Source organism: Aureispira anguillae, from assembly GCF_026000115.1.
In the GTDB taxonomy this organism is placed as follows: domain Bacteria; phylum Bacteroidota; class Bacteroidia; order Chitinophagales; family Saprospiraceae; genus Aureispira; species Aureispira anguillae.
The window spans coordinates 1-13370 of the sequence record NZ_AP026869.1; the positions used below are offsets into that span (position 1 = coordinate 1).

Genomic DNA, 13370 nt, shown 5'->3' on the forward strand with positions numbered 1-13370 from the left:
ATGTTGATTGGATATGCTCGAATATCGACCCATGAACAAAATTTAGACTTGCAACAGGATGCTTTGGAAAAAGCAGGTTGTGAAAAAGTCATTCTTGACACAGCTTCTGGTAAAAATACTAGTCGCCCTGGTCTTGATACGATAAAAACTATCCTTCGCAAAGGAGACACTCTTGTTGTTTGGAGGTTAGATCGCTTGGGGCGTTCACTAAAAGATTTAATTGAATGGATAAATTATTTGGAAGAACAGCAGGTTAGCTTTTTATCCATTGAGGAATCTATCAACACAAGTACCTCTACAGGTAAACTCATTTTTCATATCTTTGGAGCGTTAGCAGAATTTGAGCGTAATTTAATTTTGGAACGAACCAAAGCTGGGTTAGCTGCTGCTAGAGCTAGGGGGCGATTAGGAGGAAGACGTAAATCTCTGACACAAGAAAAACGTCAAATGGTTTTCGATTTATACCAAAGTAAAAAACATCCTATCATGGAAATTTGCAATATGTTTGGTATTTCAAAACCTACCCTGTATAAATACGTTCGAGAGTTTCAGAAGTAAATTATGTAAGAATTCTTAATCCTCTATTATTATCCAAATAATTCTTAACCAAATTATCAAGATGAGTAAAAATAAAAAACAAAACATATCTGTACTTGGAACACCTATTAGTGTTGTTAAAAAACAAGAAAAAGATTTTCTTTCTCTAACGGATATGGTTAAGAACTTTGAAGGTGGCAATGCCCTAATTGAACAATGGTTGAGAAACAAAAATACAATTGAATTTTTAGGCGTTTGGGAAAAAGTTTACAACCCTAATTTTAATTCCCTCGAATTCGAGGGAATTAAAAATGAAGCAGGAACCAACCGCTTTTATCTTTCTGCTAAAAAGTGGATTAGCACAACAGGTGCCATTGGATTAGTTTCCAAAGCAGGGCGTTATGGGGGAACATTTGCCCATAAAGATATTGCCTTTGAATTTGGCTCTTGGTTAAGTCCTGAATTTAAGTTGTATCTAATTGTTGAGTTCCAAAAACTAAAAGAATTAGAGCATCAACAAAAATCGTTGGCTTGGGATGTAAAACGACTACTGAGTAAAATTAACTATCGTTTACATACAGATGCTATCAAAGAATATTTAATTCCTCCTAAAATAGAGGGTACCCGTCAAGTACCTATGATTTATGCTAACGAAGCTGATCTACTCAATATGGCAATTTTTGGAATGACAGCCAAACAGTGGAAGCAAGAAAATCCTGATTTAAAAGGTAATATTAGGGATCATGCAACACCTGAACAATTGCTAATTTTGGCCAATATTGAGAATTTAAATGCTGAATTTATCAAATCAGGACTTGATCACCAAGAACGCCTTGAAGAACTCAATCGTATTGCAATTTATCAAATGGGTATCTTAATTGGTTCTAGTTCCTTCAAGAAATTGAAAGAAAAACACAATAAACAACTCCCCCCAGAAGCTTGATTTTTGCATATTAAGCAATCTTTTTTAATGCTTCAATCTGAGGTAAATAGGTAGAACGAACTTCTGTTAACAATTCTGGATATGTTTTTTTAGCCTCTGCATAGACAAATAATTGAAAACGAGGATTATCACTAAAATTTTCTTCATCACTCAATAAATTGTCAAACTTATTTTTGGCCAATCCAGAAGCTTTTGTTTGCTGGATGATTGCTAATTTTTCAGCTGGATGGTCTTGAAAGAATATATCGATTTGCTCATTTTCAGCAGCGTTTAATAGACGTTTTAATTCCACTAGTTGCTCTTTCAACTTTGCCTTATTCTTTGCTTGAGCAGCTTTCTTTCTTTTTGTTATTACATGTGTTTGTTTCTTTATTTTACTTTCATCAAATAAGGTAGGCTGCTCTAACAACTTTCTTAAATAACCTGCCCTATTTTTAATTTGATTATTCTTAGGCGCATTTTGAATATATTCAATTCGTTCCTTTATGTGTTGTATAGAATAGTTCCTAACAAATTCATTAAAGGTTTCTTTTGTAATTCCCCAATCACGGATAATTAGAAACAATTCATAACCATTCCCTACATTCGTTACTTCTGCTTCTATCATTGCCGAAGTAGTTGCTTTTACATTTCCATTATCATAAATCTTAAAATTTAATGCATAAACAGCCCGTCCTTGTTTTATTTCATCAAATTCAAATCGAATATCTGTATGTTTTTTAATGTCTTTTTGAGCTTTTACAATAACCCTTTTAAAATGCCCATATTTTTTATGCTTTTCCTCTAAGCCTAACATTACCTTTAAATCATGTACCGTGATTTGATGCTGTTTTTTATACTGATGTAATTTTAAGAACTCAAAAATTCGTAGCGTATGCACGCTAGAAATACCTATTGTATTCTTTATATCGTAACAAAGATAGCGCTTTAGTCCTAGCAAAAAGGGTTTTAGACGAGGATGGAACTCCAGTTCTATATACCCATTCCCAGCTGAATTATCATCCTCGGCAGGTTCTGTAACTGCTGTGATAAGATGTGTTTTTAAAATACGCCTATGCCCTTCTTCTGTTGTATAAGGAATTTTAATAATTTTATTTTTTGTCAGCAAACTTTCTGGGACCTCTCGAATTCGATCATAAGCATCATGGCTTTTACATTCATAAAAATCAATAATGTCACGAATGTTAATTCGATAAGATTTAAAATCAGGATCTTTTTTGTCTACTAATGAGGCTAATATAGTATAGACTCTTTTTTCCCAAATAGAAAAATTATAAGCAGCTTCTACTAATGGTTGAGCTTTAGCTACGTTTTTATCCTTAATATCCTTTTTCTTAACTAATTGAGCGGGTATTTTCATAACGATTTTTTATCTTTGATGGAAGCAAAATAGATAAAAAAACTAAACTATCCAACGAACTTTGACCTATGGATAGTTTATTGTTGAAAATAATTTCCCGTTTTGTGGATAGTTTAATTTAGTAAGTTACTCTACTTACCTTTATTTTTCCCGTTTTGTGGATAGTTATTATTTTTTCTTCCTCTTAATATCATCATAAATACCTGTTTACAAAAGAATTATACACAAAGTGGCTTTCTTCCCGTTTTATGGATAGTTCAGTTTTCATAAAAAATTTTGTTCTCCCCTTTTATGGATAGTTCAGTACTCAAGAGTATAAAATATTAGCTATATATAGGCTTTTGATAGAAAATCAAGATAGAAAACCTTAAATTTTCTCATTTTGTAGCCGAGATGAAGTATTTTCAACCATATTTTCCCGTTTTATGGATAGTTAGAAGATCTAGAAATCCTTTAACCTATATATTTCCCGTTTTGCGGATAGTTTAATATTGGAAGTATAAAGAAAAAGAGTTCCTCCCGTTTTGTGGATAGTTCCTCCCGTTTTATGGATAGTATATCCCGTTCTTAGGATACTAGGTTCCTGTTTTATGGATAGTAAGTCCTGTTTACTGGATAGTATATCCCGTTTTATGGATAGTTCAATTCTAGAAGCCCTATAAATAAAAGGGTTCAGGCTCTTCTTAACAAATAACAATAAACAAATAAAAATAAAACATCAACAGTTTTATTAGATGATGTTTTTTTCTTCATAGAAAATAAACTTCAATTATTAATAGAATCTTATATATACTAAGGGTTAATTTTGCTTCTAGAAATCTATTTATTTAGAAATCTAAATTTCTAGAGAGTTGTTTTTTAGACTTGCTTTAAGTCTAATTGAAAATAAATTTTTCTAGTAAATTAGTTTTCTAGAAAAGAAGAAATATAATTGCACTTTGTTTGATATACTTTAATGCTGTTTTTTTAATAGAAAAGGATAACCGCCTTTGAGCATTATTAGACCGAAGCAAAAGAATATTTTATCTAGTAATCTACTTTTATTATTTTCTAGAAAAATAGAAAAGCTGCTTTTTTAATCTAAAAGACCGATTTAGGTTTTACAAAGTTGCCTTATAATAATTATTTATTAGATGGACTTCATTCAAGTAGGTTATAAATAGAAACAATTAGAGTTAATATATAAGAGGTCTTCTTTTCTAGAAAAAAAGATAAATATCTTTTTAGAAATCTTCTTTATAAGGATAACTATTTATACAAAGGCGTTTAAAATAGTATGTTTTTCTATAAATCTTATTTTCTAGAAAATAAGATTTATAGAAAATGAGCAAGCACTTTTTTTATTAAAGGAGGGTAAAATCGAGCAAAAGTCAAAAAGTCTTTCATGATTCTAAGGTCTTTTTTAGATTAAAACCATAACTTTTTAATCTTGGTATAACATAGTTTTATCTGATGTTTTAACGAAGATTATGAGCATAGTGGATTTTAGGGAAATTTTGGATGAAAATAGTCTCTATGAAATATTTTTTTCTTCTCCTAAAGGATTATTCTTTTGTCAAGAAAGAAAGATTTCTCGATAAGAAGTTTTCTAGAAATCTATTTGTTTTTTATGTTGTTTTAAATATAATCATCTTCTTTTCTAGAAAGTAAGAGAATTATACAATTATAGCAATAGTTCCATTTATATGATGTCAGCTTATGATTTTTCCTCTTGAACCCTCTATTGTAATAAAGGTATGTGATCAAGAATATAGCTTCCTTAAAAGGGAAAATAGCAAATTAAAGAAATCTTATTTTCTAGAAAATAAGATTTCTGATCGTAGGAAAATAAACTTTATAGAGATATTATTAGCGGATTAGTTTTAGTATCTAACATAGATTTCTTATTTTTAAGAAATCTTTTTTGATAACTTTATAGATTTCTAGAAAAGTAGAAATCTTCTTTAAATAAATTCACCCACATGGCAAAAGTTATTGTATTTGGGAATCGTAAAGGAGGAGTAGGTAAATCTACTTTAACAATGATGACAGCTACAGCATTAAGCCAAGCTCCCTTCAATAAAAAAATCTTGGTTATTGATGCTGATGACCAACAGAGTTTGGTTAAGTTTAGAAATGATGACTTAGGAGATGATTTAGATGCAGAGCCTAGTTATAAAATCATATCTTGTCTTAACGATATTGATCGCCTATATGAAATTATTCAACGAGCACGAACTACACACGATTATATTTTTGTAGATGTAGCTGGACGATTAGACGATTTTACAAAAAAGGTTCTATTCTATGTTGATGTCTTAATGGTTCCTTTTCAGGCAGGAAATTTCTCTTTAGAATCTACTTTTGATTATGTAAAATTTGCTCTAAAAGTTTCTCAAAAGAGAGAGGGAAATAAAATAAGACCTATTACTATGGTAGGTTTTGTAAATATGTATATAAAAGGGCGAACAAGGTATAGAGATGCAAGAGAAGATTTAGAGGCATTCGAGAAGTATGTATCTGTTCTAGATAATAATTTAGGGTTTTATACTGCTTTTATGGATGCAGATACTTTGAATAGTATTTATTCTAAGAAATCAAGTGATACTGCAAAACGCAATTTCAGATGTTGGTTGAATGAATTAATAAAAACAGCAGGATTATGAGCAAGAAAAGAAGAGGCGAAAAGTTAGCTGGAATGTTGGATAAAGATTTGCCAACACCAGATAAAGTAGAAGCTATGTTTAATGATGTAGATTCTATTTTAGAAGAAAATAATATTTCTAGAAAAATAGAAAGAAAGAAATTTGGAACGCAATTACGCCCAGAACTAATTAAAGAACTAAAGCGTACTGCTCTTAATAGAGATATGACTATTACGGATTTATTGGAACGTATTCTGGAAGCTTATTTTGAAAAAAACAAGGAATAACTATTCTTGATAAAGAAAGATTTTGGCTAAAATGAAGAACAGTCAACTGATAGGGGAGGGGCAGATGCTCTTCTCCTTTATTTTTATAAGAGAATTTAAATTTTGAGGACTGTTATTGAATCTATAATTGGTGACTTGGAATAGAAGCCAAAAATCCCTATACTTTTGATTTATCATGTCTAAGTCAGGAATGGGGAGGGTATAATAGAAGAACCATTTCTTAAGAAACTTATAAAAAAGAGACCGCCCCAAAGAACGGTCTCCAAGCTATTTCAATTCCACCAAAATTAGAATAATTGTGTGTTCATACTAGCTGCCAAGAATGTACTTGACAGCATTTTCAGCCTGTGGAGCGACTCGGAAAATAAATCGTTTATCTTCCTTCATACAGTCCAACCATGACTGTAAATACGCTGCGGAGTTTTGCAAAAGGTTTTCCTTTTGAATTCCTGCCAAAGAAGCAAGCATACAAGCTCCAAGTTCTGCGGTTAATTCTTCCTCAGAATAAATCATTTTATCTTTGTTTTGCACAAGCATAATCCCCTTTCGTGCTAGACGAGTACTATGCCCTGTCCAATGGATTAGTTCATGGAAAAGAACTCGATAATAAGCTTCTGCTCCATGTTCTGCAAATTGTTGGAGTTTGGGCATATTGATAACATCTTTTAAAGGCGCATAATAGGCAGTTTCTTTGTCTATAAACTTAATTTTAGGGAGATCTTCCATAGAATCAAGAAGTGCCTCACAACGCCCAATTGGCCGAATCTCTTGTGTTTCAAGAGGTGGCTTTTTCCATTCAATGCCTTCTGTACAACTGATATTAAAAACTGTATATCGTCTCAGATACGGATGTTTTTTTAGAGGTGTTCCATTTTCTTCCGCAGTTCGTACCTCTGCAGCAGAAAGTGTTTTACCTTCATCATCTGTGCAATAAAAATTGACGTAATAAATCCGTTCAGCTTGAGAACCTTTGATGACTTTCCCTCCAAGCTTTTGAACTTGTTTCCAGGTTAAATAATAGGGTACCTCATAGTTTGTTACAAAGTTGAGTAAAAACCAATTAATACCACTGTATTGATGTTTGGTGTAATAATTCTGTGCAAAGCCGTATTCAGAAGCCTTGAAAAGTTGCTTCCATGGAACAGTGCCTTTTTCGAGCAATTGAATCAGCTTGTTGGTTACTTCTTGATACACGTCTGTATCAGAAGTAGTCTTCTTGTTTTGTTGCATACCATCGTTGTTTTGTGGTGGAAATGTGAAATAGCAAAAACAGCCCTCGAAAAGAGTGCTGTGATCTGATGGTAGCACAGGTGGCAGGGGGGGCGAAAAGAAAATTGATTTCGTCGTATGGATAATATGGGGTAAGATAGTTTTCCGTATTTACCCAGAAACAATGCATTTGCCCTTCTGGTGTTTTTTTATTTATTCTATCTATGCTTACAAGTGTTCAACTGTGCTTCATCATATTCTTTGGTCAAAAGGATAAACTACGATTTTGAAAAAACAAAAGTGCTCGAATTATTTGCAGGAAGTAGAAGCATAGGTAAAGTAGCTGAAAAACTAGGCTGTGAAGTTTTTTCTATTGATAACAAAAACTTTAAAGGAATAAACCTAGTTGCGGATATAGAATTTTTACGGATAAAAGACTTACCCTTTAAACCTGATATTATTTGGGCATCCCCTCCTTGTACAACGTATTCTGTAGCTGGTCTTTGGCATCATCGTAATAAAGGTATTCCCCAAACAAGTTTTGCAGCTAAAAGTGATCAAGTCACTATAAATATGCTGAAAATTATTCGAGAATTAGATTGCATGTATTATATAGAAAACCCAAGAGGTTACCTCCGAAAAATGCCATTTATGCAAGGCTTAGAACGAACCACGATTTGGTATTGTCAGTATGGACATAAATGTGCGAAACCAACGGATATTTGGAGTAATAATATTCGTTCTTTGTGGAATTTGAATGGATGGCAACCAAGACCTGTTTGTCATAATGGAAATAAAAATTGTCATCATGAAGCAGTTCCAAGATCATCTAAAAATAGAGGGATACAAGGGATAAAAAGCAACTACGAGCGCTCAAAAATCCCTCCAGAGCTTTGCTATGAAATTATGGAAGCTTCTTTGCGAAAAGAATTCTAATAGAGATACGGATTAGTAGCCTTTTGCTACTCAGGTTTGCTTGTGTTTGTGGTGAAAAAGTACTGGTATAGTTTTAATATATTGGCTTCAGAGGCCAAATGTCTTATTTAATTAAATCATGTCAGTTTAGCAAAAGAACTATAAAATAATTCTTGATTTTGGGCTCTATTTTTAAAAATATCTATATAAATATTTACTCCTAATCCTGTATGAAGTAACCGATATAAATTAGAGTTAGTTCTATCAATAATAATAGGTTTTTCTATAGTTTTTCTCATTCCAAAATAACGATAAGGGTCTACAAAACTCATGTTAGTTCCCAAATAAAAAACGAAAACTTCTTCAAAAACTTCTATTTCTAAAATAGAAAGCACTTCCTTTCTATTTTTATATCTCTTGCTTGGAAGTATATAACCTATATGTTCATAATCATTAAGAAAAATCTTTCGGTATCGTATTTTTTTATACAAAAGAATAAACCAATAGAGAACTCTTTTTAAAATCCTGTATTTAGGTATTCTAAATATTCTTTCATTATTAGATAAATACTCTTTTACAATAATTGTTGCCTCAACTTCTGTTATCATTTTGTTACATTTAAATAGAAAAAGTTGCTATTGTTGGTAAAAGAAACTCAAACAAGAGAAATTGCCCACGCTATTTACTTTTAGTTTGATTTTCTAAAAAATAACCTATTGTTTTTCAGTATAGACTAAAATCCTTTTGAATCAGCCAAATTAAATACTTTTCATGCTTCTTTTGACGACCCTTTTTTGATACAGTAAAAGACTGTAAATCGAATTTAATTCATTCTCAAAATCATAACCTATATTAAAGCTTATTTTGGGAATGTAAAAAAATGTATAAAAGAAAAGATAATCAAAATCGGCATGGGGAATTTCTCTCGTTTAGGTCGTTATGACCTTTACTTATAGCTTTGATTTTTAAAGATAGCGAATAGGGTAGGATTGAAGTGTAGGCATCCCAAGAGAAGCAACCGTTAGTTAAGAGAAAAAATATTATATTAGATAAAAACTAACGAAAATGAAGAGGAGTAAATTTAGCACAGCTCAAAAAGCAAAGATATTAGCAGAGCATGACGGCGGAAAAAGTGTAACGGATTTATGCCGTCAATACCAAATTAGTGCAGCTACGTTGTATAAATGGAAAAAGGACTATGAAGATAGTCAAGATGAAGATAAACGAAGAATAAAGGAATTAGAGGCAGAAAATGTTCGTTTAAAAAAGATGTATGCTAATTTAAGTATCGATCATGAGATACTTCAAGAAGGTTATGCAATGGTAAAAAAGTTCCAAGCCCAAAAGAACAAGAAATGATATTGGATTGCTTGTCAAAAGAATACAGCATTCGTCGTACTTGTGTTGTTTTGGGCTTACGCCGTCAGACATATTATAGTCGTAAATCAGGTCATCGCCCAGAAGAAAAGGATGAAGAAATAGTGGATTTACTACATCAGTTAACAAAACGTTTTGTATCATGGGGCTTTTGGAAAATTTATCACTATTTGAGAAATCAAGGCTATGCCTATAATCATAAGAGAATTTATCGTATATGGTGTATAGAGGGTTTAAATTTACGTTTACCGCCCAAACGCAAGAGGATTTATCGAAAATATCAACAACTTTTGGCTCCTAAAGAAGTCAACAAAGGTTGGGCTATGGATTTTCTAAGTGATTGGGTTGTTAGCCCAACTAATCATCGTATACGAATTATCAATATTATGGATGAAGGTTCTCGCCGAGCCTTATGGACAGAAGCTCATCATAATATTTCAGCTAAAAAGCTAATAGAGGTTTTGGAGAAAGTGATAGAATATCGTGGAAAACCATCTTATATTCGTTGTGACAATGGTCCTGAGTTTATTTCAGAAAAGCTCAAATTGTGGGCAAATAAACATGATATTGAATTGAAATTCATCCAACCAGGAAAGCCATCTCAGAATGGTTTGATTGAGCGTTTGAATAAAACATTGAGAGCCGAATGTTTGAACTTATGCTGGTTTCAATCTCTAGAAGAATTAAATGAAGAAATACAGGTTTGGAGTCAGATTTATAATCTAGAACGACCTCATAAGAACTTAGGTAATATTACCCCAGATTCTTTTGAGATTCTAAATCAGAAACTCTACTTTTTAGCGGTTGCTGCTTAGGGGAAGCCTACAGAAGGATCCCCTCTTTTTGTTACTCCATAGATCAAGGAATGACGCATAAGTATCACTTGCATTTAATTACGCTATATCGTTGGATAAACTTATTGTTACTTTTTTGTTAACATAAATAAACAACTAAGTTGGTCAGTGTTCTGGATGAGTTTATCCATCTCTAGTGGAGTTTTAAGGTTATAAATTAAAAATAAATAAAGTGTATATTTTTAATTTATTTAAAAAATATACACTTGTGTTTTCTATATATTTATTTTAGTTTTGCGGTATTAATCATATATGAACTCATTTTAATTGAAAAGAGTATATGTTTTTTATAAAAAACAAAACTTATGAACGTCTTGTTGTAACAACAATCTTTTGACAAGCTTCAATCAAAATACACCAATGACCAAGGTTACAATTTAGCATTTATGAAAAAAACAGGTAAACGTATTTGTTTAATTTAATAAGTAGGAACTTTTTTCCTATAAAAATAGTTTTCGTAATTTATATCATTTACTAATTACTAAACCATTTAATTCCTCCAATCAAAGAACAACATCTATCTATGTTCAAAAAAGCAATATTAATGAGTGTTTTGGCACTCATTTTAAAAACACCCCAGATCCAAGCACAGGATACCTTAAAAATTCTCAACTCTTTTATTCTATTGGAATTAGATTCAACAAGTACCCATGCCCCACCTCCCAATGCCAATGCAAATAGTTTAAATAGTATTAGTTTTTGTGTAAAAGTCGTTGCTCTATTTTCGGACACTTCAGATATTGATAGTATTCATATAAAGGTAGGCAGAAATGCAGGAAGTGGCAATGTAGCAAATGTTAGTTTTGCTTATAAGGGAGGAAATATTTCACCTACATTACCTGAATTTGATCCTAATGAACAAGGTTTTTGCATTTGTGTAGCACCTTCAGTACATAATGCTCATCGATTGTTTTTAGAAATTTGGGCAGATGATAAATCAGGGAATAGCACGCCTCCTTACAGGATGCAAGTAAACTAATTAACCATTTCAAAAGAACGTACATTAACCCTAGATAAGGCTAAGCACCTAAATATTGTTGCATCAACCTTTTAATAGAATAACAACATGAAAAAACTCATTATAAGCTCCTTTTTGGTGTTTATGTCTTTGACACCCTTTGCTCAAGTACCGACCAATGGCTTGGTAGCGGAATATCTTTTTTCAAATGGATCCTACGATGATACGAACCCGAATGGTTATGGACCGAATAATGCGACAGCTCCCTCAACTGTTGTTAATACATTAGATCGTTTTGGAAATCCCAATAGTGCTAAAGATCTAGCAGGGATACATGCTTATACAACAGGAGCAACCCACATTTCATTAGGTTCAGCTGCTGTATTAAAACCAAGAGCAGCCACAATAAGTATTTGGGTAAATGTAGATCAACTATCAACAAGTGGCTGGGGGTATGCTTTTAATCCAATTATTTTGGCAACCAACACTTTATCGCCAGGTAGTTATATGGAGGCTTATTCATTGTATGTAGTGATGTCGAATCGAAAATTATTGACCTTAACCACTCGACCCAATCCCAGAAAACAAACCTTATTTTATGCAGGAAGTGTTCCCGATGACAGTTGGCATCACTATGTAATGGCGTATAATGATGATACATTAAAATCATATATAGACGGTGTTTTAATAGGTTCCCAATATAAAGGGTACAATAGTGCAGGTACTTTTTCCAATGAAACAGTTCGAGTAGGGAGTTCTTTGAACTGGTCTAATAACAGGGCATTAGATGGAGCAGTAGACGATATCCGAATTTATAATCGTGTTTTATCGTTTTCAGAGATACAATCATTGTATACAGAAGCTAATCCTAATCAGCCAGTTATTTATGCAGAACCTCAACAAGAATTAGATGGGGGGTATGTACAGTTAGAAGATGATAAATTAAGGATTAAATTCAATCAAGACTATGCTGTAAGTGGAGGGGGAGAAACAATTAATTATAAAATTTATAAATGGGATCGAACCATTTATTCAGGCTCTTTTACAGCTAGTTATGGGATTAATTGGAAAGAACTTGATTTATCGAGTTTTAATCTCAGCAATAATGAACATTATACGATAAAATTTGAGGCGAATAAGGGAGAGCAATACATTTTACGATTTAAAACAAAATCGATTTAAAAATGAAATACATATGGATACTGATCCCAGTAATTGGAGTGAATGTTTTGATAGGAACAATAGTTTACAATACGATTCCCAAAACGGCTTTTGTAGATAATCAGCAATTATTTGATGCCTTTCAAGGGCGTAAAGAGTTAGAAAATAAACTACAACAAGAGTCAAATGCTCGAAAATCTGCCTTAGATTCTTTGGGTTTGCAAATACAAGTATTACAACAACAAAGAACAATAGATGAAATTACGCAACAGCGTTTGAATCGAATGATGCATCAGTACCAACAGACGAACCAAGAATACCAAGGTCATTATCAACAAAAAAGTCAAGAATATACGGAAGCGATTTGGAAGCAAATTTCTCAATACACCTTAGAATATGGCAAAAGCAAGGGCTATGATTACGTATTTGGAATAGCAGGACAAGGCTCATTAATGTATGGAAAACCTCAATACAATATTACACAGGATGTTATACAATATATCAATTCAAAATATGCAGGGAATTAAATATTTGTGGTTGATTTTTATTTTTTATGGTTTCTTGAGTTGTACCAACGAAACACTGGCTCCGTCAGAATATGTTCAATGGGTGAGTGAAGAGGAGAATGGTTTACTAAAGCGAAAAGAAATTTATCCACTAAAAATAGAAGCCCAATATAAACCTATTCCATTTGTCATTGCCAATGAAGAACAAACGAATGATATATCTAAATATAAATACATAGAAAGAGAGAAGAAATTAAAAGGGCTGCAATATTACACGCTTAAGTTAGGTATTAGTGATGCTACTTATAACATAACTAATTTTGGAGTAGAAGATGAAATTCAGCGACAGGATCGACTTAGTTATTTTTCTTTTGCAATGCAAAACGATATTAAACTAGTTGAATCAGGGGATACTTTATCTTGTAAATTATTCCATTTTGAGCGTTCTTACGATTTGAGCCCATATCGAACATTTGTATTAGGTTTTAAACAACCACAAACGGATGAAATTGTAGATAAGACTTTAATTCTGGATTTACCTTTTTTTAAAACAGGACCAATAAAACTAAACTATAAAAAATCAGATTTGGAAGCCATTCCAAACCTAAAATTGTAAGTATACGACTATGAGTAAAGCAA

At 32.2% G+C, this 13370-nt stretch carries 14 protein-coding genes; 11 read left to right on the forward strand and 3 right to left on the reverse strand.

Going from position 1 to position 13370, the window contains the following annotated elements:
* Both AsAng_RS29675 and AsAng_RS29680 read left to right on the forward strand, forming a co-directional pair.
* Positions 1-558 (forward strand): recombinase family protein, encoded by a 558-nt coding sequence (locus AsAng_RS29675; RefSeq protein ID WP_264793699.1) that lies wholly within the window; start codon positions 1-3, stop codon positions 556-558.
* Positions 559-619: 61 nt separating this feature from the next.
* Entirely contained in the window at positions 620-1480 is an 861-nt protein-coding gene (locus AsAng_RS29680; protein ID WP_264793700.1) for a KilA-N domain-containing protein, read from the forward strand.
* 10 nt (positions 1481-1490) lie between these two features.
* Here AsAng_RS29680 and AsAng_RS29685 read toward each other — a convergent pair whose 3' ends face one another.
* Positions 1491-2840, reverse strand: coding sequence for a replication initiation protein (locus tag AsAng_RS29685; RefSeq protein WP_264793701.1), 1350 nt, complete (start codon positions 2838-2840; stop codon positions 1491-1493).
* Positions 2841-4801: 1961 nt separating this feature from the next.
* Between AsAng_RS29685 and AsAng_RS29690 the strand changes: the two genes are divergently transcribed.
* On the forward strand, positions 4802-5485 hold the full coding sequence (locus AsAng_RS29690; RefSeq protein ID WP_264793702.1) for a ParA family protein: 684 nt from the start codon (positions 4802-4804) through the stop codon (positions 5483-5485).
* Entirely contained in the window at positions 5482-5751 is a 270-nt protein-coding gene (locus tag AsAng_RS29695; RefSeq protein ID WP_264793703.1) for a hypothetical protein, read from the forward strand. The genes AsAng_RS29690 and AsAng_RS29695 overlap by 4 nt, the downstream gene beginning before the upstream one ends.
* A 309-nt stretch (positions 5752-6060) precedes the next feature.
* Here AsAng_RS29695 and AsAng_RS29700 read toward each other — a convergent pair whose 3' ends face one another.
* Positions 6061-6981, reverse strand: a complete 921-nt coding sequence (locus AsAng_RS29700; RefSeq protein ID WP_264793704.1) for an ArdC family protein — start codon at positions 6979-6981, stop codon at positions 6061-6063.
* A 279-nt stretch (positions 6982-7260) separates the two neighbouring features.
* Here AsAng_RS29700 and AsAng_RS29705 point away from each other — a divergent pair, with 279 nt between their 5' ends.
* Positions 7261-7896: a DNA cytosine methyltransferase gene (locus AsAng_RS29705; RefSeq protein WP_264793705.1), complete on the forward strand. Its 636-nt coding sequence runs from the start codon at positions 7261-7263 to the stop codon at positions 7894-7896.
* A gap of 116 nt (positions 7897-8012) precedes the next feature.
* Here AsAng_RS29705 and AsAng_RS29710 read toward each other — a convergent pair whose 3' ends face one another.
* Positions 8013-8483 carry a hypothetical protein gene (locus AsAng_RS29710; protein ID WP_264793706.1) on the reverse strand — a complete coding sequence of 157 codons (471 nt, stop codon included), beginning with the start codon at positions 8481-8483 and terminating at the stop codon, positions 8013-8015.
* Between the two features lie 457 nt (positions 8484-8940).
* Between AsAng_RS29710 and AsAng_RS29715 the strand changes: the two genes are divergently transcribed.
* The 6 genes from AsAng_RS29715 (at position 8941) to AsAng_RS29740 (ending at position 13347) form a co-directional block, all read left to right on the forward strand.
* Positions 8941-9234, forward strand: coding sequence for a transposase (locus AsAng_RS29715; protein WP_264790940.1), 294 nt, complete (start codon positions 8941-8943; stop codon positions 9232-9234).
* Positions 9231-10067 (forward strand): IS3 family transposase, encoded by an 837-nt coding sequence (locus tag AsAng_RS29720; protein ID WP_264790941.1) that lies wholly within the window; start codon positions 9231-9233, stop codon positions 10065-10067. Before AsAng_RS29715 ends, AsAng_RS29720 begins: the two co-directional genes overlap by 4 nt.
* Positions 10068-10629: 562 nt before the next feature.
* Positions 10630-11085, forward strand: a complete 456-nt coding sequence (locus AsAng_RS29725) for a hypothetical protein (RefSeq protein ID WP_264793707.1) — start codon at positions 10630-10632, stop codon at positions 11083-11085.
* Positions 11086-11172: 87 nt separating this feature from the next.
* Positions 11173-12246, forward strand: a complete 1074-nt coding sequence (locus AsAng_RS29730; protein ID WP_264793708.1) for a LamG domain-containing protein — start codon at positions 11173-11175, stop codon at positions 12244-12246.
* 2 nt (positions 12247-12248) lie between these two features.
* A complete protein-coding gene (locus tag AsAng_RS29735) occupies positions 12249-12752 on the forward strand; it encodes an OmpH family outer membrane protein (RefSeq protein WP_264793709.1) in 504 nt (167 codons plus the stop codon).
* Positions 12739-13347 (forward strand): hypothetical protein, encoded by a 609-nt coding sequence (locus AsAng_RS29740; protein ID WP_264793710.1) that lies wholly within the window; start codon positions 12739-12741, stop codon positions 13345-13347. The genes AsAng_RS29735 and AsAng_RS29740 overlap by 14 nt, the downstream gene beginning before the upstream one ends.
* Positions 13348-13370: the final 23 nt, after the last annotated feature.